The sequence below is a fragment of the Caballeronia sp. KNU42 genome, assembly GCF_053760385.1.
In genome coordinates this window covers 808618-831708 of the sequence record NZ_CM132388.1, presented here as the reverse complement: position 1 = coordinate 831708, position 23091 = coordinate 808618, and the positions used below count along the sequence as shown (strand labels likewise).

The 23091-nt window shown below is 57.8% G+C and carries 18 protein-coding genes and 1 tRNA gene; 7 read left to right on the top strand and 12 right to left on the bottom strand.

The window, feature by feature from the left end:
* Positions 1–764: 764 nt before the first annotated feature.
* Entirely contained in the window at positions 765–1466 is a 702-nt protein-coding gene (locus tag ACSOSP_RS03675; RefSeq protein ID WP_062091748.1) for an ABC transporter ATP-binding protein, read from the bottom strand.
* Here ACSOSP_RS03675 and ACSOSP_RS03670 point away from each other — a divergent pair.
* Both ACSOSP_RS03670 and ACSOSP_RS03665 read left to right on the top strand, forming a co-directional pair.
* Complete coding sequence (locus ACSOSP_RS03670) at positions 1465–2178, top strand: arylesterase (protein ID WP_455310837.1); 714 nt, start codon at positions 1465–1467, stop codon at positions 2176–2178. The two genes, ACSOSP_RS03675 and ACSOSP_RS03670, sit on opposite strands and share 2 nt — an antisense overlap.
* Before the next feature lie 176 nt (positions 2179–2354).
* On the top strand, positions 2355–2696 hold the full coding sequence (locus tag ACSOSP_RS03665) for a hypothetical protein (RefSeq protein ID WP_455309625.1): 342 nt from the start codon (positions 2355–2357) through the stop codon (positions 2694–2696).
* A gap of 143 nt (positions 2697–2839) precedes the next feature.
* Here the strand turns inward: ACSOSP_RS03665 and ACSOSP_RS03660 are convergent, their stop codons facing one another.
* From ACSOSP_RS03660 to argC, 6 genes are all read right to left on the bottom strand, one after another.
* Complete coding sequence (locus ACSOSP_RS03660; RefSeq protein ID WP_455309624.1) at positions 2840–4768, bottom strand: SurA N-terminal domain-containing protein; 1929 nt, start codon at positions 4766–4768, stop codon at positions 2840–2842.
* A 90-nt stretch (positions 4769–4858) separates the two neighbouring features.
* Positions 4859–4935, bottom strand: a tRNA-Asp gene (locus ACSOSP_RS03655).
* Positions 4936–5224: 289 nt separating this feature from the next.
* The gene (locus tag ACSOSP_RS03650; RefSeq protein ID WP_455309623.1) at positions 5225–6517 is read right to left on the bottom strand and encodes an MFS transporter; all 1293 of its coding nucleotides are present in this window, start codon (positions 6515–6517) and stop codon (positions 5225–5227) included.
* Between the two features lie 342 nt (positions 6518–6859).
* Complete coding sequence (locus tag ACSOSP_RS03645; protein ID WP_455309622.1) at positions 6860–8773, bottom strand: SMP-30/gluconolactonase/LRE family protein; 1914 nt, start codon at positions 8771–8773, stop codon at positions 6860–6862.
* A gap of 700 nt (positions 8774–9473) precedes the next feature.
* Positions 9474–10190 carry a transposase gene (locus tag ACSOSP_RS03640; protein ID WP_455309621.1) on the bottom strand — a complete coding sequence of 239 codons (717 nt, stop codon included), beginning with the start codon at positions 10188–10190 and terminating at the stop codon, positions 9474–9476.
* Positions 10191–10722: 532 nt separating this feature from the next.
* Positions 10723–11652, bottom strand: coding sequence for an N-acetyl-gamma-glutamyl-phosphate reductase (gene argC / locus ACSOSP_RS03635; RefSeq protein WP_455309620.1), 930 nt, complete (start codon positions 11650–11652; stop codon positions 10723–10725).
* 127 nt (positions 11653–11779) lie between these two features.
* Between argC and ACSOSP_RS03630 the strand changes: the two genes are divergently transcribed.
* From ACSOSP_RS03630 to ACSOSP_RS03615, 4 genes are all read left to right on the top strand, one after another.
* Positions 11780–12664: a LysR family transcriptional regulator gene (locus tag ACSOSP_RS03630; RefSeq protein WP_455309619.1), complete on the top strand. Its 885-nt coding sequence runs from the start codon at positions 11780–11782 to the stop codon at positions 12662–12664.
* A 279-nt stretch (positions 12665–12943) separates the two neighbouring features.
* Positions 12944–13489, top strand: coding sequence for a toxin (locus ACSOSP_RS03625; RefSeq protein ID WP_455309618.1), 546 nt, complete (start codon positions 12944–12946; stop codon positions 13487–13489).
* A gap of 144 nt (positions 13490–13633) precedes the next feature.
* Positions 13634–14176 carry a hypothetical protein gene (locus tag ACSOSP_RS03620; protein ID WP_455309617.1) on the top strand — a complete coding sequence of 181 codons (543 nt, stop codon included), beginning with the start codon at positions 13634–13636 and terminating at the stop codon, positions 14174–14176.
* 402 nt (positions 14177–14578) lie between these two features.
* Positions 14579–15286, top strand: coding sequence for a lipase family protein (locus ACSOSP_RS03615; RefSeq protein WP_455309616.1), 708 nt, complete (start codon positions 14579–14581; stop codon positions 15284–15286).
* Between the two features lie 70 nt (positions 15287–15356).
* Here the strand turns inward: ACSOSP_RS03615 and tnpC are convergent, their stop codons facing one another.
* The 4 genes from tnpC to ACSOSP_RS03595 all read right to left on the bottom strand — a co-directional run bounded on the left by tnpC (position 15357) and on the right by ACSOSP_RS03595 (position 19387).
* A complete protein-coding gene (tnpC, locus tag ACSOSP_RS03610) occupies positions 15357–16925 on the bottom strand; it encodes an IS66 family transposase (protein WP_455309615.1) in 1569 nt (522 codons plus the stop codon).
* Positions 16926–16955: 30 nt separating this feature from the next.
* Entirely contained in the window at positions 16956–17300 is a 345-nt protein-coding gene (gene tnpB, locus ACSOSP_RS03605; protein WP_455309614.1) for an IS66 family insertion sequence element accessory protein TnpB, read from the bottom strand.
* Positions 17297–17698: an IS66-like element accessory protein TnpA gene (tnpA, locus tag ACSOSP_RS03600; protein ID WP_455309613.1), complete on the bottom strand. Its 402-nt coding sequence runs from the start codon at positions 17696–17698 to the stop codon at positions 17297–17299. Before tnpA ends, tnpB begins: the two co-directional genes overlap by 4 nt.
* Before the next feature lie 390 nt (positions 17699–18088).
* Entirely contained in the window at positions 18089–19387 is a 1299-nt protein-coding gene (locus ACSOSP_RS03595; protein ID WP_455309612.1) for a hypothetical protein, read from the bottom strand.
* A 440-nt stretch (positions 19388–19827) separates the two neighbouring features.
* Here ACSOSP_RS03595 and ACSOSP_RS03590 point away from each other — a divergent pair, with 440 nt between their 5' ends.
* Positions 19828–21711: a hypothetical protein gene (locus tag ACSOSP_RS03590; RefSeq protein WP_455309611.1), complete on the top strand. Its 1884-nt coding sequence runs from the start codon at positions 19828–19830 to the stop codon at positions 21709–21711.
* Between the two features lie 514 nt (positions 21712–22225).
* Here the strand turns inward: ACSOSP_RS03590 and ACSOSP_RS03585 are convergent.
* Complete coding sequence (locus ACSOSP_RS03585) at positions 22226–22777, bottom strand: hypothetical protein (RefSeq protein WP_455309610.1); 552 nt, start codon at positions 22775–22777, stop codon at positions 22226–22228.
* Between the last annotated feature and the right edge of the window lie 314 nt (positions 22778–23091).

Here is a 23091-nt window from a genome sequence, read left to right as displayed (position 1 = left end):
CGGCGCGTCATTTCTTTGTCCAAAGCGACAAAGAAACGAAGCAAAGAAAGCGCTTTCAAAACGAGGGCTCGTAAGTTGACCTAGCGTGCAGTTTGTGCGTTTTTGGCACCCCAAAAGCACGGTGCTCGCAAGAGCGACGGATGTTTGAACCCCTCCTTCTCGCGAATCCTGACACGAACACGCTTCGCCCCGTACGCTCTCGGGCAAGCACGCTTGCCAAGAAAATCCGCACGGCCTTACGTCTGTTTGGTGCCGCGGCTCTTCGCAGTTTAGCTGCTTGGTCGGCATGATCGGCCCCGGCTTTTTTTGCTGGTAAGGCCTCATCTATCCGAGCAACTTGTTTCGTGGTGGGTTGGCGACGTGGTTCGGCGTGCGTACAAATTCGGAAGATGGTTGTTCGCGGATAGCGCGGGGTGCCCCTTTGGCAGGTTCAGTCACTGGTGGCGAAGCGTGTGGGTATCCGTGTTCGGAGAAGGAGGGTTTCACACACCGGCGGTTCTAGCGAGCACCGTGCTTTTGGGGTGCCAAAAACGCAGGAACTGCACGCTAGGTCAACTTATGGGCCCGCGTTTTAAAAGCGCTTTCTTTGCTTCGTTTCTTTGTCGCTTTGGACAAAGAAATGACGCGCCGCCACGCGCAGTGGCTAATAGTGGTAAAGAAAATAGCCAACTCAGGCACGCCGCTAAGGCCGAAAGCAGCAACCCGGCAAAGAACCCGACCGCTAACCCCAGCCCCCCAAACCCCGAGTGCGAACGACCCCAACCCTACACACTCAAGCCGTTCACCAGGCGCCCAGCTTCTATCGTCACCGTGGCATCGCATCGCCCGGCCAGTTCGGTGTCGTGCGTAACGAGGATCAACGTTGCGCCATTACGCCGGTTCATCTCGAACATCAGGTCGATGATCGCGTAACCCGTTGCCGCATCAAGACTGCCGGTGGGTTCATCGGCGAACAGCACGGCCGGATGCGTGACAAACGCGCGCGCAAGCGCGACCCGTTGTTGCTCGCCACCGGACAACAGCTTGGGATAATGCGCGGTTCGCTGACCGAGGCCGACCTGTTCGAGCAGGTCTCGTGCACGGGTCGCAATCTCCTTGTGCGGCACGTCGCCGCGCAATTCCAGTGGCAACATCACGTTCTCGAGAGCGGTCAGGTGCGGCATCAACTGGAACGACTGGAACACGAATCCCACCGAGCCGCTGCGCAACGCCGCGCGTTCGTCCTCGTTCAGCGTGCCCAGGTCGCGCCCGAGCAATCGAACCGAGCCGGCTGTCGCGCTGTCCAATCCGGCAAGCAGGCCGAGCAAGGTGGATTTGCCCGATCCCGATGCACCCACAATGGCGACGCTGCTGCCCTTTTCGATCGACAGGTCGATCTGATCGAGGATGATCAATTCACCCGTCGCGTCCTTCACCCGCTTGCTTAAACCCCGTACTTCAATGACTGGTTCGATATTGTTTTGCATGGAGAGACTTAAGGTGAACTGGACAACGCGCGCCACGCTGGCATGGGTTGCTTTGATCGCATGCATGGGCGCGGCAGCCGCTTACACGGCGTCCGCTTATGCGGCGCAAGACGCGACTGCGGTTGTGGCCACTGCGTCGTCCGCAGCGGCCAAACCGTCGATCGTGGTCCTTGGCGACAGCATTTCCGCGGAATACGGCCTGCCGCGCGATACAGGGTGGGTTGCATTATTGCGGACGAAACTACCGCAGGAGCACTTCGATTATAGCGTCGCCAATTCAAGCATCAGCGGCGACACCACCAGCGGAGGCCTCGCCCGCCTGCCCGCTGCGCTCAACCGCATCAAGCCAAGCATTGTGATTGTGGAACTCGGCGCCAACGACGCGCTGCGCGGCGTGCCGCTCGCGACCACGGAGGCGAACTTGCGGGCCATCATCGAGAAATCACAGGCCGCCAACGCGAAAGTTTTACTCGTGGGGATGTATGTTCCGCCTAACTATGGCCCCGACTATTCGCAAAAGTTTCACGGCGTCTACGAACAATTGTCCAAAGAAAAACACGTGCCGCTAGTCCCGTTCTTATTGGCTGGCATTGAAAACAAGCCCGAAATGTTTCAGGCGGATCAGATTCATCCGACCCCTCAGGCCCAGCCATTGCTATTAAACAACGTCTGGCCAGTTTTAAGACCTTTGCTGGGCGCGCCATTGAAATGACCGGAGGTTATGGCTGAGTGAAGTCATTTATCGATATAACCCGCTTGAACCCTGTCAGCGCGTCGCCTGGTTGGCATTTAGCCATGCGCGGAATACGGCCACGATTCAGTAATCAAGACTTTCGCGTAACCCTGAAAAACCCCGGCTCCGCTGTGAGCGCATTGAAAGGAGGTAACGTGAAATATTTACCAATTCTCGCCATGACCGTCGCGATTTCGGCTTGCGCCGCTCCCATGTCCCCTGGCGTCAGCCAGGTCGGCACGAGCCAGCAACCGCCGAAAGCCGTCGCACAATGTATCGCGCAGAAATGGGCCGATAAATCACAGCAACAAGTAGTTTCGCAAGACACGCTCGCGAACGATATGGCCGCCGACGTCTACGTTCCGGGTCAGCAACCGCCGGACGGCGCGAAGGCTATCGTACGTCCCAACTATTCGGGCCCGGGTACATGGGTCGGTTTCCGCGCTGCGGGCTCGGCCGGCAGCGATGCCACGGGCGACATCCAGGCATGCCTCTAACCTCGATGCAGGTCTTGTAACGCGTCCATCGGGCGCTTTCTCCTGCTCCTTAGACGCTCAGAAGAAGCGAGAAACCCGATATGAAAAAGCCCCGCTGGTTTTTGCCGGCGGGGCTTTTTATCGTGCGGATCAGGCCGCCAGGTTCATTGCGACTGATCGGACGTGGTGGGCACGTTCGTGATCTTCACCTTCGAGCGCGCCTTCAATGAATCGAGGTACGACTCCATCTCGGCTTGCGCATAGACCTGAGCGACTTGCTGTTGCGCGCCGGCCAGACGGTCCGCGGTCACAGGATCAGGCTTTTCGACACCGTCCACGCGATAGATAGCGTATCCGTCCGCACCAAGATCAACGCCCACGTAGGTCGGCAGCTTCGACGAATCCGCCTTGAAGATAGCGGCGAGCGCGGCGGGCGGCATGCCCTGCGCGTCGTTACGCGACACCTTCGATACCGATGAAAAACCTGTCGTCGAGTTCGACTTCAGCAACTCGGCCAGTTTGGCGGCGCCTTCCTTGCGTGCGGCCTCGGCTGCTTGTTCCGCCACGACCTTCGCGCGCACCGCGTCCTTGATGGTATCGAGTGCGGGCACGGCTGCAGGCTTGTAGTCCGTCACACGGCCCGCGATCAGCGTGCTGTTGCCGATATCGATAGCCTGCGTGTTGTTGTGCTGCTTGACGGCGTCCGCCGCGAATATGGCTGCGAGGAACTTCGGGTTGTTCAGCGGGCTGTCAGGCGGGAGCTTCGGATCGGGTTTCGATCCCACCGTGGCCGTCTGGATTTGCAGCTTGTATTTGTCGGCGGCAGGTTGCAGCGACTTCGATTTTTCGTAGACCGTCGAGGTGAAACCTTCCGCATCGTCGGCCAGACTCTTGGCCGCTTGCTGCGCGATAACTTCCTTCGTGATCGCGTCCTTCACTTCGTCGAACGGCTGCGTGACGGACGGCTTCACGTCAGTCGCTTGCAGGATGTGATAACCGAAATCCGTCTGCACGATCCCGCTGATTTCGCCCTTCTTCAGTCCGAACGCAGCGTCGTCGAATGACGAACCGCCAGCGATCATGCCGCGGCTGAAATAGCCAAGGTCACCGCCTTTTGAAGCGGACCCCGGGTCCTGCGAATTCTTCTGTGCAATTTCAGCGAACTGGTCCGGATGCGCCTTGACCTGCGCGAGCAGCGCTTCGGCTTGTTGCTTGGCCTTCGCTTTGTCAGCAGCGCTTGCGTCTTTCGGCGCCGTGATCAGGATGTGGCTCGCGCGCACTTGTGCCTGCGTCTTGAAGCGCGCGATGTTGTCGTCGTAGTACTTCTTGAGGTCCGCGTCGGTCGGCTTGACCGCTGCCGACAACGTGGCCGGCGACATCACCAGGTACTGGATGGTCGCGGACTCGGGCGTGGCGAACTCGGCGCTGTGCGCGTCGTAGTAAGACTTCACTTGCGCGTCGGTGGGCTGGATTTTCGCGGTGTAATCGACGGTGCGGAACGCCAGGCCTTGAACGTCGCGGCGCTGCTCGGCGATCTCGGTCAGCGATTGCGCCAGGGTCTTCGACGTGAACGCCGTGGACTGGATGCTCGCCGGAATCTGGTCCGAGGACAAGCCATAACGTACGCGCTCGTCGTACTGCTCGGGCGTCATGCCCTGCATCGCGAGCAATTGCTTGTACTGTTCGACGTCGATGGAACCGTCGGGCTTGCGCAGCGAAGCGATAGTCGGATCGGCCAGCAATGCACGACGCACGGCGGCGTCCGAGGCGGTCAGGTGGAGACGCTGGGTTTCATCGGCGAGTACGCGCTGTTGCACGAGGCTGTCGATCAGCGATGCGCGCATTTCCGGCGTTTCGAACATCTTCGGGTCGAACTGGGCGCCGAGCATTTGACGTGCGCGATCGACTTGCTGACGCATTGCGCCATCGAACTCGACACGCGTGATCTTGCGGCCGTTGACGCTGGCGACGTTGGCGTTTTCGTCGAAGAAACTGCTGAAGCCCTGGATACCCACAATTCCCAATCCTGGCACGACGATCAGGATCAACAGGGCCATCATCAGGCGTTGGTGATTACGGAAAAAGTCGAGCATGCGTGACGATTCTGCCTAATACGAAACGCCCGATGTTACAGCAGCGGGCAATAAAAAAGGCGAACCGGAGTTCGCCTTTCTCGTGAATGCTGGCGGAGTGGACGGGACTCGAACCCGCGACCCCCGGCGTGACAGGCCGGTATTCTAACCAACTGAACTACCACTCCATTTTTGCATCTTTTGCAACGATCCAGACGCGTTCAGCGCAGCCGATTTATTCAGTTGCTGGCAAGCAACCCATCGGCCGGCAGAACCGGAAAGCGGCGCGCGGGAAGGTTTGTTCAACACCCTGCCAGCCTTGCTCCACAACCGTTTGCTCAATCGGGGACGAAGTATACAACGAAAAATCATACGATGCGAAATTTTCTCATGCGACGCAGCAAAGGAGGGTTTAAGCCCGGACCGTTCCGGCGGGATTGCCCCGGGCCGTGACGCTAATCCACACACTCCACCGCGCTAACGTCCCCCCACTCCCTGCGACGCAACTACGTCCAGCGGTTGGGCGCCCGGAATATGAAGCGGCTCGATCTTGCCCACGATCACCAGGTAACTGAACGCGCCGAGAAAACAAAAACCGCCCGCGACGACCAGCGGAATGGTGAACGACCCTTTGGTGAGTGCGAGCATAAGGCCGGTGAACGTGGTGATCACGATGCCCGCGAGATTCGATGCAAAGTTCTGGATGCCGCTGATCGATGCCACGTAATCCGGTGTCGGCGCCACGTCGCCGGGCAGCGACCAGATGCTTGCCGCGGCGAACGCGAGGCTGCCATAGGCGATTCCAAACGATGCGAGCATCACATAGATGCTGGTCGTGAACGCCGACAATGTGATGATCGATGAAAGCAGCATGCCACCGACCATGCACGTCTTGCGCGACTTCGTGAGGCTCCAGCCGCGCTTGTAGAGCGCGTCCGACACGATGCCGCCCAGCCAGCCGCCGGGAATCGAAATGAGCGCGGGGATCATGCCGAGCGTGCCGAGCGATTTGAGCGAAAAGCCGCGCGTCTGCACGAGATAGCTCGGAAACCACGTGATGAAAAAATAGATCACGAAGTTCAGGCAGAAGAAGCCGAGCATCATGCCCCACAGCGTGCGATGCCTGAAGAGCGAGGCCCACGTGACGTTCTGGCCCGCTGCTTTTTCGCGCGGCGCGGGCGTTGCGTTTTCATCGCCGGTCAGATCGCCACGTGACGGATTGCGGTAGATCAGGAACCAGCCAAGCACCCATAACAAACCCACCGCGCCTGTCGCGACGAAGGACGCTTCCCAGCCGAAGCCGCTGATGATCAGCGCGACAATCGGGATCGACAGTGCGGAGCCGACCCGCGAGCCGCTATCGAAGATACTGGTGGCGAACGCGCGCTGCGCCGGTTTGAACCATTGCGAGACGAGCTTGGCGCACGCCGGATAAGCGCCCGCCTCGCCCACGCCGAGCATCAGGCGGCAGCCGAACATGCCCGCCACGCTCGTGGTCGCGGCCGTGAGCGCGGTGAACAGGGACCACCAGCCGACTGCAAGCGGCAACGCAATGCGTGCGCCGACTTTATCGATGAACCAGCCGAACGGCATTTGCATCAGCGCATAGGTCCAGAAGAAGCCGCTCATTACCAGGCCCATTTGCGCCGGGCCGATGTTGAGCGCCTTCTGTATCTGTGGGGCTGCGACTGCAAGGTTCGCGCGATCGACATAGTTGATCGCGATCGCCAGGAAACATAGAAATATCACCATCCAGCGCATCTTGCGCATGCTTTGTCTCCTCCATTACGGCACGTTTTTTTATCTGCGATGCTCGGGGCTAAAGGCTCTGGCGATGCCGCGAGCAAGCGCAGGATCGGCCCGGTCAAACAAGGTATGTGTTCTTGCCGGGTCGTGACATGCTACTCGTTTAATGGGAGTGTCTGCACGGCCGATGTCGGGTGCGGCCATTCATGGCGTGAGCGAAGTCCGCCAGACCTCGCTGGCGTGGATAGGCAGATAAGTTCGCTGACCGGTCGCAGCCAGACCGGACGGTCGCGGCTCATCCGATGCTGCCGCTCGCCGCGGGCGTGAGCCACGACGAGCCGCGATGAGCCGCGATGAGCCGGTTAATCAAGGCGTCCAGCGATAAACAACGACGCTGCTACCGTTGTAGTTGTCCTTCGTGACGACGTACTGTCCGGTCGAGCTAAGGTAGGATCTGAGGCCGTACATCGAGTCCACGTCATTGCCCACGTACACCGTGCTGGGGCTGCTGTTGATGAGCGTGGTATCCAGGTTCCCGGTGGTCAGGTTGAAGGCATCGATGTTGGGCACGGTGTGCACATATCCGACGAAGAGATAGTTGCCGGTTGCCGTGATCGACTTGGGGTTGACGCTGGTGAGGCTGATCACGGGATTGGGCGCGGTAGTGTTGCCTGCAAGCCAGCCGTGATACACCTCGACCCTCGTTCCAATCGATGTCCAGCCTGAACCTCCGGTCAGACCCTGGGCCAGGATCATGGTGTCGCTCTCGGGCAGGTAGATGATCCGTGACAAAGGCGTGATCGTGCCTGGAATGGGCGTTGCGATTCCTGCTCCCCATGTCGGCTTGCCGGTGCTATCGAAGCCGGTCAGCGGGTAGTGCCAGATGGCATTCGTCTTGTCTAGACCCGCCCAGACGTCGCCGTTGCTGGCAAGGCAGAATCCGTCCCTGACCGGTGCGGTCGCATTGAACAATGTCCCTGGAATCGAGCCATCCGGTATGGCGATGTAGCCATTCGCGTTGTTGAAGTGGAAGAAGTAGAAGGTATCGGGATTCTGGCCGGACGCTACAAGGATACGGTTGCCGCCAACGGCCGCGACTTGACCGAAGTGTTCATCGCGTGAGGCATCGTTGAGGTTGATCCGTGGATCAGAAGGATAGTCGATCGGATCGACCGTGTTTGCGACGAAGGTTCCTCCAGCGGTGCCGCGGTAGAGGTTGGTGCCGCTATAGAAGTAGGCGCTGTCGGTACCCGGGTCGGGAGCTGCGACGCCCTCGAAGTTCAGGGACTGAAGCTTCCATTGCAGGGTGCCGGTGCTGCTGTAGGAGTGGATATCGGTGCCGCCGTCGCGGCCGAGGTCCCAGCTTCCGCCCCATGGATTGTTGAGGACGTACAGGTTGCCGCCCGCGTCCTTGCCGATGCCGGTGATGCGTGTGAAGCGCTTATCGCCGACCTGGCCTTTTGTTCCGGCAGTCGTGTCCAGGTATCCGCCCAGGATGCCAAACGTACTGACCAGAGATGGCGTGCTCGAGATGTTGTAGATCTTGATGTTCATGTCGGGACCCTCGTCCCCGATCATGAGATACCCCGTCGACGAATCGAAATACAGCGCGGACGGTCGAGCGGCCGCAGGCAACTGGATGGTGTTCAGCTGCACGCCAGCAGGACTGAATTCGACGATCGCGGCACCGCTTTTCTGCGCAACCCAGATGTTTCCTGCGCCGTCCACGGCGAGCGCGCCAGGGCATGGGACGTTGATGTCCTGTCGCCAGGTGCCATCGGTCGTGTAGACCCGCACGCGATTTCCCGGGAAGTCGCTCGCATAGAGGAGCGAGCCCGACGTCGTCAGTCCGGTGATGACGTCGGTCAACTGCGTCGTCGTTGCCGCGCTGACGGAGAGAAGCAAATCGCGGGTCTGGGTGGTCCTGTTGTACCGCCCCACTGTGCCGCTTCCGTAAGCGGTAGTGAATGCCAATGCAGCGAAGATAGAAGTTGCATTACCCGTGATGGCCCCGCCCTGAAAGTCGCCGTGACCTCCTATGGACCCCGTGCTCTGGCCGTTCTGGTAGATCGCGACTCCTCCCTCGTTTTCGTCCCACAGTGAAGCCGTGTAGATGACGCCCTCGGGTGCTACCCACATGGAGCGCGCGACGCTGCCCACGCGGGTGGCGTTGGTCCCATAGGTGTTTGCTAGCCAGTCGGTGGTGTACTGCGCCTGGCACGCGGGCGCAATCGTAGCGCTCAGAACTGCGGCGAAGAACGTGGCATGGATTCGTTTCATGATTTTCAAGGCGCCCTTTTAAGGCAACTGAATTGGGGATGGTGGCGTCGCCCTCGATCGCGGCGTCGATAGCTGGGTAAGCTCGTGTGTGCTCCCGTGGCGGCCTTCGCTTTCGTTGTCGCTTTCGTTATCGTGCTGGCATTCACGGCTAGTGGGCCGCGAAGATTTTTTGAGCTGGAAAGGTCTTTATGAAGACGTGCCCGGCGGGCAGCGTTCTGCGGAAATTGACCCGATCGACTCGCCACTCCCACAAGTGTCGAGCCTGTTCAATCCGATGCTGTCTTCAGGCGGTATATCGGCGGGAGGAGCGGAAAGTTGAGCTGTTCGCGTTTGCTGTGCGGGCGATCGCGCTGGAGCAGGCGGTGATTCCGGTTGGTCCGTGAGACGAAGGTCTGGTGAGAGTAGCGTGGTGCCGAATGGCGTTAGGAAGGACCCGGCCATGTCCGGACATCGGGTCGAATGAGGGAGTGGTCACTCGAATGGCCGGTTTATGTCGGCTGCGGTAGTTCGATGTTCGATGGCCCGGTAGCTTGTCTTAACGTAGTACGGAAAATGAAAAAACAGGAAGTGCGGCCACCGCGTTCGAGGATGAACGCGATGGGCAGGCAGGGTTCGCGACACCGGTCGAGCGGATTGAAACGCTTTGACCTGGCGTAGCATCTCGAAACAAGAAAGGTTTCCTTGCCTGGTTTTCTTTTGATTAGCCCATGTGTGCGGACGCGCCTGTCGTGCGAACCTTGGACGGCCGGTCGCGCAGCAGCAGGGGCATCAAGCGCCGGTTGGCTGTCTGCGCCGCCCACTCGCAATACGCGGCGCTGCCGAGCACCCGGCCCTTGAGCGTCGACTGCATCAGGTTATTGACCTCAAGTTCGTCAAGAGGTTGTGCGCCCAAATCGCGATAAGCCTGGTGGCGCTCGAACGGCGTATTGCCGAGCGTCCGGTAGAGTGGATGATCCTTGATGAAGCTATCGACACGCAGCCCGATGTGATGCGTGAAGCTCGACCACTGGTAGTTTCCCGGCTCTGCCACGAGGCGGTTGCGCACCGGCGCATGATCGATGACCTGGCTCGCGAGCAGGAAATACCGCTCAGGCTCAATCACGGTTGCCCAGTAAGCGCCACGCCACACCGAACCGCGGCGTCCATGGCGGCGATTGAAGGTCTCGACGTAGCGACGGCCGACCGCCTGCATCGCCATGGCCACGCTCGACGCGTATGAAGGTGTGACGAGGAACTGTACCGCATCAGGCATGAGCACCCACGCGTGGACTGCCAGATCGGCGACGCGCGCAGCGTCTGCCAGGCAAGCGAGGAAGTACAGGTAGTCTCCTTCGTCCAGGAATGCGGGCCCCGTGAGCCCCTGCAAGATAACGTGCTGCGGTTGTTCTGGGACGTAGTGCCTTGCAAGCGGTGTCATGCTGAATTAACCGGAAATCCGTGTGTAAGAAAGCGATCCGACAGGTAGCGGACGGGAGACAGTGCGTAACGAAATTCTATGGCTAATGTGCGTGCGTTTGCATCACGAACAGGCCTTCTTTCTGGCCTCTTTTCGTTGAATTGCCGATCGCAGCCAGCATCTCTTCCATGCTCGACCGCGGCACGCGAGTCGATGGCCGCATTGCAGCGCGACGGGTGCGCATGGCGAGCGCCGTCGCATTGATTGTGGGGCGACTGCACCGTGGCCGCGTCGGGCACGCCCCGGTGGTGATCTTGTTCAGGGATGGGTGAACATGTTTTCCAGTACGGGTTCGAGGCTGCTGCCTTGCGACTCGAAAGGACGAGTGACCGTCTTGGACGCGGTCCTTGCGGTAACGCTGGTCCGAACGGCGGAAGCGGGTCGACTACGGCAGTTCGTCATGGAACCCGGTGCGACCGGCTTCAGACGTTCGATGACCGCGACCAGGATGGCAACGGGTGTGCCGTCGAACGCCAGCTTGATTCATCGGTCACTATTGCTGCGTGAGCATCAGGTTCAGGTTCTGAACAGCAGCGCCGGATGCGCCTTTGCCGAGATTATCGAAAACCGCGGATAGCAGGACGTGTCCGTGTTCCAGGTTGGCAAATACGCTCAGGCGCATATCGTTCGTACCGTTCAGCACCTGCGGATCCAGGTGCTTCAAGACGCACGATTCGTGCAGCGGCAAGACATGTACGTGGGCCGCCTCGGCATAGTGGCGTGCGAGGCATGCGTGTAACGTGGCGCCGTCCACGTTGGGCGCCAGCAGCCGCAACTCCAGGGGTACCGTCAGCACGATGCCCTGGCGGAACGCACCATACGCGGGGACAAAGATGGGACGCTGCCCGAGCCCGGCGTGCTGCTGGATCTCCGGGGTGTGCTTGTGCGCGAGTTCCAGACCATATACCTGGTATGAAGGCGCGTTGACGGCACCCTGCCCCTCGTGTTCCTCCACGCCGGCACGACCGCGTCCGGAGTAGCCGGACACCGCGTAAATGCTGACCGGGTAGTCGCTTGGTATGAGCCCCGCGTGCAGCAAGGGACGCAGCAAGCCAATTGCACCGGTCGGATAGCAACCCGGATTGGTGACGCGACGAGCGTTTGCAATACGCTCAGCCTGTCCCGGAGTCATTTCCGGAAAGCCGTATGTCCAGTCCGGCTGTGTGCGGTGGGCGGAACTTGCGTCGATTACCCTGACGGCAGGATTGACGATGGCGTCCACTGCCTCGCGCGCGGCGGCATCCGGCAGACAGAGGATGGCGATGTCGCAGGCGTTGATGGCTTCGGCACGCCGCCGCGGATCTTTGCGTTCCGCCGCGGGAAGCGTGACCAGCTTCAGATCGGTCCGCTCGCGAAGGCGTTCGTGAATTTGCAGCCCGGTGGTGCCTTGGTCGCCATCGATGAAAACAAGGGGAGAGCTCATGCGCGGAATACTCCGGTGACTGGGTAATGACAAGTAGAACGAGCCGCTATCTTCCGCGTACCACTAGAATGGAGAAAGTTGAATTTCATAACGTGAACATTCAGTTTTTCTGAATCTGGACACCGACATGCGAGAGATCAGCCTGGACCGCTTGCGCACGCTGGTCGCCATTGCCGACCGTGGCTCATTTGCCGATGCGGCCCGTGCGTTGCACCTGGCGCCGCCAACGGTCAGTCTCCACATTGCCGAACTCGAAGACCGTGTTGGGGCTCCGCTCCTGTCACGCAAGCGCGGGCATGTAAGGCCATCGGTAATAGGAGAGGTGCTGGTGGAGCGCGCGCGGCGACTGCTAACCGATGCGGAGCAGGCGTTAGACGATATTCAACGTCAGGTGCAGGGACTCGAAGGCCGCGCGCGGCTGGGTGCGTCGACTGGTGCGATTGCGCACCTGTTGCCGCAAGCGCTCGAGGTGCTGCGCCAGCGCCATCCCGCTATCGACATTCAGATTGCAGTACTCACGTCGCAGGAAACGCTGTCCCGACTGGCGGATGGAACGCTGGATGTTGGGCTGGTCGCACTGCCTCAGCCTCCGGTGGCCGGACTCGTGATAAAGCCGTGGCGCCGCGACCCGGTGATGGCCTTTGTGCCGGCGCATTGGCGGTGTCCGGCTCGCATCACGCCTGCGTGGCTCGCCGCACAACCTCTCATTCTCAACGATGCGACCACGCGTCTCTCGCGACTGACTGCGGAGTGGTTCGCGGCCGGAGGGCACCATCCCGCGCCGCGCATTCAACTCAACTACAACGACGCGATCAAGAGTCTGGTAGCGGCAGGTTACGGCGCAGCGCTGTTGCCCCATGAGGCCACGACACCATTACCCGACAGGCGCATTGTCATGCGTCCGCTGCGCCCGGCGTTGTGGCGTCGGCTCGGCATTGCGCATCGTGCGGGGCACGTCGAGCGTTCCACGCAACACGTACTCGATGTGCTGTGGGATCTGCGATTGGCGTAGGAATTGCGATTTGCCGCTTGGGTTCGTTCTCGCTGGGGCGGTAGGCTTTCGCCATATCACGACGAACGAATAGCCGGTTTGTAGAAAGCTGGCCGGGTGAATTGGGTAGCGATCCGCGGATCGCTGGCGCGCAGGTTTCGAGATATGTCTGCCGATTGTATTGGACGGTAACCGGCCACACAGAGACCGTCGACGGTAGCTGCTAGATCGTCAACAATAGCGGCATATCAAATAAGGTCACGATATTAAATAATCCGCCCAAAGCGAGGCCCGATGTCCATGCGTTTTGTCATTGTCGGAACAAGCGGAGCGGGAAAGTCCACCTTGGCTCAAGCATTGGCAAGGATCATGGCCTGTCCTTACATCGAACTCGACCAGCTTTATTGGGGCCCTGAATGGCAGCCCGTTCCACATTCAAGCTTCGAAAACGCGGTCCGGGAATCCACTGCCGGAGAGTGCTGGGTGGCAGACGGCAACTATAGCGCCGTACGCGATCTGCTCTGGTCTCGTGCCACGCACGTCGTCTGGCTGAATTTTGGTCGCACCACCGTGTTCCCCCGTTTGCTCTGCCGTACCGTTAGTCGCACAATCCTGCGCACCCGCCTTTCACACGGAAATCGTGAGTCGTTGAGTATGGCATTTTTATCCCGCGACTCGATACTTCTGTGGTCATACAAGACGTTCGCGAAGAACCGCATCAAGTTCGCCAAACTCCGGGAAGACCCACGCTACGCTCATCTGCAATGGACGGAGATTACCCGGCCCTCGCAGGCCAAAGAATTCCTGAAGTCCTCCATGCCCGACAAGACGCGAAGCCATGAGTAAGCTTATGTTTCACGGCTTTGTAGATGTAGCGATGGGTCTAGCGCGGTATTTCGGTATCGGACTGGGGCCGGCCGCATACGGACGTTCGACGCAGCCGCTCGGATCGCTGACAATGGTTTCTCTATTGCACTGGAATCCAAATCGATGAAGGCAGTTGGTCTTTCGATTCTCTTGATCCTCTTAGTTTCTCGCGTTAGCTTTGCGCAAGTTCCTAACACTGATTCCAATTCGAAGGCGAACCCGACGCGCCAAGTAACCTCTCAGGTTGACCGTCTGGCCGGTGCTATTAAAGATGAATACGCTAACGAGGCTCCGCACGGGCGAGCGATTCGATTTGTAGACGTGCCAGGTCTCGGTACGCTTGGTCTGGCAACGTTTGTCATCGAGGGGTTCGCGGGCGGCAACAACGTACACCAATATCTGGCCATTTTCGGGCCTCCCGATGACCGCGGTACTGCGCCGGGCTGGCCGTACTTTGCCCTTTCAGCGATTACAGAGATTGGCGACGGATGTGCTGTCGATGTGCGCACAGCTCACTTCTCGGAGGTGCGACCGGATTTCGCGGTCGCAGTTACATTTGCGACCTACATCACTAAGCTGAACGGATATTGTGGATCGAAGCAAAGGACCTACGTGCTTCACTCTGACGACAAAGCAACCCTCAAAAAATTGGATCAAAAACAATAAACTTCTCGGCGTGGTATTTGGGGCTTCGGCCAACTACGGAAGCTTGCCCACGCCTTCACCTGGACGTTCAAATGGCCCTTGACAAGGGCCATTCGGACCACGCCGACTCGGCAGACTTCGGGCATCTCTTGGCAGGTCCCGCCGTTTCTGGCGCTGCATTTCCGGCGTTCTGCGGACACTCAAATGGCGGCCAAAAAGCTTGCAGCCGTCGGGGACGCGGAACGGCATCAATACGCTGCTCCACACCTCAGGTTTCTGGAAAATTGGTAGACAAGCTCGCGCCGTTGGTATGCAGAGACTGGCGCCGCGTCCCATCAATTTGTGGCAACGCCCGAACCCGCCGCGCCCAACTTCTTGAGTAAACTTGCGGGACCGCGCACAGTCGCAGAAAAGGACGCCTTCATGAACGCGACAAAGGCAGACCCGCAGCTTTCCCTCGAACATCCGCCACTGGGGGACGCGCCTAACAGGAACAATCTCTACTTCACGGCGGTCATGTCGCAGATGGCTTACAGCCTCGAAGAACACAGCGGTAAGCGCTTCGGAGGCGGTGAGCTATCGCATTTCAAATTCGGTATCGTACGCGGGCTAGTTTTAGATAGCCCGAGCGTCCTTGTCATCGCGTTCAGCGGTTCGCAGACTTGGAAGGACTGGCTGTCGAACCTTGACATGCGGAAGGTGCGCACGCCTTTCGGAGGTGTCCACTCTGGTTTTATGCGCTCGCTTCGTGACATCCAACACGAGGTGCTTCCATACATTTGGACGTTATCGATCGTCAATAAACCAATCGTGATCTGCGGTCACAGCCGTGGTGGCGCGCTGGCAATGCTGCTTGCGGCGATCCTGCATAACCGAGGGACACCCGTGCATTCGGTGTTTACATTCTGCTCACCGAAAGTCGGGGGGTCGGATTTCGCCGAATATTGGCAGCGAACCGGCGTTCCCCTCTATCTCTTGGTCAACGGCAACGACGTGGTGCCTAGTCTGCCGCCTTCGTCATGGGGTGAATGGCTACGACTAGTGTTTTATGTGATTCCTCTGAACCTGCTTCTCTTTATCCCACCAATGCTTTTACGCAGGCTCTTCAAAAGAAAACCGCGTGACGCTTGAACCGTAAGCGGCTCACCTGGGCCGTTAGTACAAGCGCGCGTGCCTGCGGCATGATGGCCTCGAGGAACTGCTAGGTAGCTTGATGTGGTGGGCTGGCTAGTGCGTGCAACTTGTCAGCCACACGCCATGGCAAGAGCTCGTCGATGCCAGAGATTTTGTGGTCAGCGATTCGGGTCAACACATAGTTTAGGTAAGCGCGCGGATCAATGTCGTTGAGGGCACAAGTGCCAATCAATGAGTACATCGCAGCGGCACGTTCACCACCGCTGTCGGAGCCGGCGAATAAAAAGTTTTTCCGGCCCAGGCTTACACAACGCAGCGCGTTTTCCGCGATGTTGTTGTCAATCTCGAGCGTACCGTCTTCGCAATATAGCGTCAGGGCGCGCCACTGGTTAAGGGAGTAGTTGATAGCCTTGGCAGTGTCGGACTTCGACGACAACGTTTCGAGCTTGGCCTTAAGCCACGCTCCATAGATTTCAAGCAGTGGCCTGGCTTTCTCCTGCCGTATTCGTAGCCGTTCGGCCGCAGGCTTGCCGCGAATGGAGGCCTCGATGTCGTATAGCGCGCCGATGTATTCAAGTGCCTTTTGCGTCGTGTCGGAAGGCGTGCGCACGTGGATGTCGTAGAACTTTCTCCTCGCGTGAGCATGACATGCCGCTTCCAGTACGGAGCCACCCAGGAACAGCTCATCGAAGCCCGCGTAAGCGTCCGCTTGCAGGGTCCCCCTGAACCCGGCGAGATGAGTCTGAGGGTGGATGCCTTGCCTGTTCGGCGAGTATGCGAACCATACCGCAGCGGGTTGCGCGGACCCCGAGCGACGATCGTCGCGCACATAGACCCATAGCCGACCGGTACGGGTCTTCCTGTTGCCCGGCGAGAGCACCGGGATTGGCGTGTCGTCCGCATGCAGCTTGGCGGCCGACACCGTATAGCGGCGCAGCGCCTCAATCAGCGGCGCGCACAACGCTTCGCATTGGCCGACCCAGCGACCCATGCTGGCCCGGTCGAGCGTCACGCCGTCGCGCGCCGCGATCGCCGATTGCCGATATAACGGCTGGTGGTCTGCGTATTTCGAAACGAGGATATCCGCCAGCAAGCTTGGATGGGCAATGCTCCGCTCGATCGGAAGGCCGGGCATCGGCGGCTGTCTGATGGTGCTGCAGCATGGGCAAACGAATTTGCGCCGGATCGTGCGAACGACTTTGAACGCTGCTGCGACCCGGGCGAGTTGCTCGGACAAGTCCTCGCCGAGCAGCTGCATCTGTTGACCGCAGTGCGGGCAACTCGATTCGGGATCGAGCACGTGATCCTCGCGCGAGAGGTGCGCAGGTAGCGCTTGCCTCGAAGCCGCTCCGTCCGTCGTTGCATTGGAGGAGGAGGCGTTTGCGCCTCGAGCTTGCGCACGCTCTACGTCTGCAACGCCCCGTCTGGCCGCCAGATCCTCGAGTTGGGTCTCGAGGGTCTCGATCTGCCGTTGCAACTGTTCGGACTTGCGGCCGAACTGCATGCGCCGAAGTTTGTCGATCTGCGCCTTAAGCTGCTCGATCTCGACATCGCGTTCAGCAAGCAGACTACGGGCCTCGACCAGCAAGGCCTTCAACAATTCGACATCGTCAGGAAGATCGGCGCCGTTCGACATACGTCGTAGTTTACGAGTCTGCCGCGCGGTTTACAACATCGATAACGCGGCGGTGCGACGGGGCTGTCGCCAATCGATGCCCTCAAGAAGCATCGACAGTTGTGCTGAACTCAAATGGACCTTCCCGCCGTCGGCCTGGGGCCAGATAAATCGGCCCCGCTCAAGCCGCTTCGCGAGCAGCCAGATTCCGTCCTCCGTTGCCCAGAGGATTTTTACGAGGTCGCCTCGGCGGCCCCGGAAGATGTAGACGTTGCCACCCAGAGGATTCTCTTCAAGCGCCGTTTGTACCTTTGCGGCCAGCCCCTGGAACCCACATCGCATGTCGGTCACGCCCGCAGCAATCCAGATACGCATACCAACCGGCAGAGAGATCATGATCGCAGACTGCCCAGCACGGTACGCAGCATGTCAGCGTCGACCAGGCCGTCTACCTTAACCACCGCACGGCCGATACGGATCTCGATCGTGCCCCCACGAGATGCCGGCTTCATATCTGGCGCTTGCGGATCACCCGACAATGACGCAACGACCTGCGTCGGGGTGTCACTCAGCAGTACGACCGGGAGGAGTCTGGTAGACGGAGCTTGCTGCTCGGCAAGATATTGCCGCCGCCAGGTGTACAGCATGTTCGCGTTGATGCCATTCTCACGGGCCAGTCTCGCGACCGAAACGCCCGGCTCGCACGCTGCTACCGCAAGCCGGTCCCGGAGCTCCCGTGGGTAATTCGGACGGCCTGCCCGACTACCATGCTTCTTCTCTGGAGGCTCTGACAAAGTGGTGTCCATCAAATCGAAAATGATGGACATCACTTTGCAGTGTATTGCAGTAACCGCCTATGACGGTGGGGACGAGCCGCTTACCTTGAACCCAATACTGTGGGCAAAGCAGTCACACATGAACAATTTTCGCTGTGTCAGCTGCGCACAGCGGAAAACGCCGAAGAACTCAGAATATGATTGCAGCGCCCCATATCGATCGCCGATCAACTCGAAAGTGAAAGTTGCCGTTGAGGAGCTTTAAGGGGAAATGGCCGAGGCGGGTCGCACGCAGAAGTTCTGGTCCACGGATTAGCTCGTAGCCATTGCGTTAGATTAGCTTCCAGTATCCGCCGTGAACTGTCATTCGTTCGACAGGTGTCGGTTCGGGCTCTTCGGCGCTACCCCCTATTCGTCGCGATTTTGGTAATCCGCAACCGCAGATCGGACCCTCGGGCGCAACGTGTTCACGAAGGCGTTCACGCGCTCGGCGAGCCACGCGTACGCTTGCTCGCGAACTTCCTCCGAGTTTGCCAATCCCTCAAAGGTGCGACTGTCACTGATACGGGAACGGCCATCCTTCACGGAAATTTCTGTAGTCCCTCCCAGTTGGCCACTCACGTCATTCCAGTCGTCCGCGATTGCTAGCATCGCGTGTTCGCCCGCGCTGTTCCGGGTCGAGGACAACGCCACTCCCACTTCGTTGCGGCGCTGATCCCGGTAGACATTCAGCCACGAGCTGCCGCCAGGGGCAGGCAGCATAAAGTTGAGGTAACCTTGGCGAGCCGGCTTCGGCACCCGTTGCTCTGGATCGTCGAGTTCAAGCCTTTCAAGAAACACCTTCCAGAACTTCTGCTGCTCATCTGCCAAGGCGACGCGGTCGGGATCGAGCTCGGCACCCGCAGTATCGTCTTCTACCGAACCGAGAGTGTACCCATCTGGGACGACGACCACAGTGCGCGTTATTACTGTAGTGCGCGCGAGGATCCGCGGCACGATCAGGTGGCCGCCATCAGGCATCGCAAAGATCGGCATTTCAACCAAGCCGAGCGAAAAGTGAAGTCCTGCATGGGCTTGCAGATATTCGCCAATGGCCTCCACGCCCTCGCGAATCCCGTCGCCGACGATCAGAAGCAGGAAGCGGCCGCGCCGGAGGTTGCTAGTCAGCGAATCGTTGAAGTGAATTTCGTCCGTCCCGGCTGCGACCGCTCGCACTTTCTCCAATACAGGGTCACCCCCGCACTTCAGACGTTGCCGCACCGCCCGTTGCAGGTCGGACGACGACCAGCGGCTCAGTTCCTTAGCGTAGTCAAGAATTTGCCCCACGACTTCTCGGCGGGCCTCCGGGTTGCGCCATAGCTTGCATTCTACGAGCACGGGTAACCCTGAGGCCGTAACCATGAAGTTATCGATGGGTCCGGCCGGAGTGGGTAGCTCCGTACAGATCGCTATAGGATCGGTAAAAATCGGATCAATCTCCGCGATCGGCAGACATGATGCATGGGCGTGAACGTAACGCTGTATATCGGCCTCACTCGCGTCGCCTCCGGTGCCATCCCCGCTAACCCGACTCAATCGAATCGCCTGCGCTCCGCCCGCGGGAATCAGAAGTGGGGCATATCGTTGCCTAGTCATTTTTCGCTTGCGATTACGCAGAATGCAGTTGAGCTGCCAGACAAAGGCCTTCAGCATAGCAGGGTTGGCCATCCTCCCTCGATCACGCAGCAGCAGTCCTCGGAGGAGCGTCTCCGCACACGGTTCTCCAAATGCACCAGTAGTAACCCCTCGTTTCCTTCCAGCTTACGAGTGGCCTAAGATTCGGCGGTGCAGTGAAGCACATAGTGGGGTCAATGCCGGCCGACTGCGATGGACAGCAGTCGGCCAGAAACGATCATCGGAAAATGACCGCTAGATTGTTGACAATTGATACGGGTACGAAGGGTTTGAGGAAACCCCATGCTTGTGTGCGACGCCCAACTCGCAGGAGTCGCCGAGCACCACGGTGCTCCCCTCGTTGCGTACAAATCAGTCGCGCTGCGAGAGGGGCTGGTGAATTAGCAACTGTCAGTGCATGATGCCAATTTAGGTAATAGGTTTAGCGAATTCTCTAAATCATCGTGATATCTTGCCCCATAGAAATGAATTCCATGAAAATAAAATCAAAGAAAAGCAGAAAAAAGAAAGAAACCTCATCGGGCAAAAAAAGCAAAATGATTACCATGCCTGAATATTATCAGGCTGCATTTAATCAAATACACCACTTGTATCATGAGCTAATTTTTAAAAAATACGTAACCGAGCCGATTGAGATCCGGCGACGTCTTGCCAAGGAGTCGAGAGCGAAGATAGAAGGTAAAGAGCAGTACGATTCGCTTCTTGACTTGTTAGCAGAACTTGAAGAGAAAATGAGGCTAACCATATCGCGACGTCCCGCATTCTATTGGTTTCACATCTGTCGCAGAATCGCACCCGGGCTAAACCCCAATCTTGGGGCAAGAACAGATGCGACAACGCTTGTAGAAGTCCGGTCTCACGTCGAGCAAGCCATATTCAAATTTGGATCGCTTACGAGGACGGATGGCGTTGCGCGTTCGAACACGGTAGAGTTCGACGAAATCCTTGGCGGTATGCTCAGTGCACTCTACTCTAGGTTTCTTGGCGATAAAAAACTTTCTTGGTATAAGGATAATTTAAAGAAGTCTCGTCAACTTGTATTGACTGATTTCAGTGAGATAGACATCGCGGATATGTACCATGTTCACGGGCTCGCCTATCAATATTGGTATGTTACGGCTAGACTCCGATCGTGCGGGAAAGGAGTAAAAATAGAACTTTCAGAAAATGGGGATTTATTGGAGCAACGCGGTAATGAACAAAATGCGCTCATATGCTCATTTGACGAGCGTAGCGAACGCAGGTCGGTAAGAGAAGGATTTGAGACAAATGTAGGAACTTTTGTTCGCTCTAAAAAAATCGAGCTCCGTGGAATGATTTTTACTGCCGCCTTAAATGCCGGCGGATACACAGCAGAACAACTTAAGATAACGGGCGTAGACCTAAATTTTTCGCCAAACTATCTTCCTTTCGGATTCAATGCTGAGGATTTTTATGATGCGCACGCCTATCTCTCGCATTACTTCAAAAAGAAAACCGGTTTCGGGCTACTTGAATTTTGCCAAATTTCCAGCATTCTTTCCAAAATTTTAATTTCTCGCGCTGATGATCGCTCGACGATTAAAAATCCTGGGGTCTTCTACTACGCCAGATTTCAACGCGCGTACAAGCTGTATGATGCAACCTTGACCGAGTTGAAGCAAACTATTTTAGATAGCATCATAAAAGAGAGAGCTGAAGGCAATCTTCGGGAATCAAACGCAGAGCAACAAATCGACTTCATCGTCGATTTTTTAACACTCGACGAGGAAAAGCAGCCTCTGGTTGGGCTTTGGTCGCATGGTCCGAGATACGTAATAATTAAATTTGGTGACAGCTACTTCTGCGATTATTCATCATGGTTCATAATTTTCAAGAATCTTTTTTTTGGCCTTAGAAATTATGACCCAAATAGCAAAAAAGGGGGTGAATTTGAATACGCATTCGGAGAATACGCAAAGTCAAAGTCATTCAATGTCATAATGCAGTCTCGCAAAATCACTGCAAGCGGAGGTGAACGAGAAATCGATGTGGCTATTAGAATTAAAGACTCACTCTATGTCTTCGAGTGCAGAGCATTTGAGCGCCCCCTTGACTTTGCGATCGGGAAACCCAAGACTATAAAAGCAAGAATCAATGATTTGAAATCGAAGTTAGATCAGGTTCACACGCTGGTCGATTTTATCAAGATAAATAGACTTGGCGAAAATTACGATTTTTCTTGGGCGAAGGAGATTTACGGGGCGGTTGTTTCACCCTACACGGAGTGGATCTGGAGCTTGGACAGATATTTGTGGACGGATATGCCGACGTTTCCTCGAATCATGTCGGCACCGGAAGCCCTAGATTACCTCGCCGCTGCTCAAGGCGCAGCCTAGGGTCTGATACCTGGGATGGAATCGTAAGTAAATATCCAGAAACGCGAGTTGGAAACGCCTCACCGTGCAAGGTCGATTCAAAACACGTAAGCGAGGTACCCCCCAACGGCGCTCACATAGCCCGTGAACGAGTTGAGGTGATCACGGGCTATCGTGTCAGGCGAAACCGCGAATTCGGGATCTGGGAGGCTGCATTGAGTTCAATCAATCGGGAAAATGGCATTCAATCTAGGCGGAAGACCTCTTCAGCGATCAAACTGCAAGTGTCGGCGTGCACAGATTTATACGATGTGATTGCTTAGAAGAGCGCTTGCGTGTGACCGCTTTCGAGAAATTCAAGTGACGGCTCCGGCTCGACCGCTGCCCGCCACAGACCGACCAACAGCGGCATACTCCCGCGATCCAACCTCGACCCGGCCTCGGCCACGTTGAGCCATTCGCATGAGTTCGAACACCAGCGAAGGGCAAAGAGCCCATTCTTCAGCCCTTCCCCCTCCATTATCAAGAAGCAAATCTACGACTTCTTCGGATCCTTCTCCACCGGCTTGGCCGCAGGAGCAGGCTTGTTTTGAACAGCGGCATGAACCTGCGCGGCGCCCGGCATCGGATGGTTCTGTGCAGCCGCGCCCGGATGGCCTGGCCCACCAGGATGTTCCATCGGCCCGTGCGCGGCAATGGCGTGATCGGGCAGGTGGCCGCCGTGATTCATCATGACCCTGTGAAGTTCGTCTCTTCGGTGGAAAACGTCTTCCCGATGATCACCATGCGTGTAGAACTGCCGATGCCGCGCGCCGTCCGGACCGACTACCCAGATATACGTATTGCCGCCGACGAACACCACATCGCGGTCGACAACGTTCGAGACGTAGATGTCAGTGGGCATCGGCTGATAAACCTCCTCGACGACCACAGGCGGTGGGGACGGCGGCGGACTCAGTGCGCCCGCCAATACTTCGTTCACCTTGTTCGGATCGATCACGAGCTGGCCTTGCTCGTTGGTCGCACACCCGTTAAGGAACATCGCGCACGCGATCGATGCGAAGGAAACTCTCAGTCCAGTTTTCAAATATTTCCCCGGTTGTTATTTTTTAACCATGCCCGTCTTTATAACGGCTGCTCTGTCCCCTTCCTTGACGATCGAGCCGGGATTCTTATGTTGTGAATATTACTCACCGTTACGCGGTCGTTACTGTCCGCTAATTAGACGGTCAAATGGCTCTTGCAGGCCGACTACGCCCAACCGCGCGGAACGTTAGCCGCCCACAAAACGACGCACAACGCAGCTCGCAAACCATGCACAGAAAATGGGCATCGTGTCGAATTTCAAGACGACAGGCACAATACCCGGCTACGCCACCGTACTGCGCCATGTTCGATCTG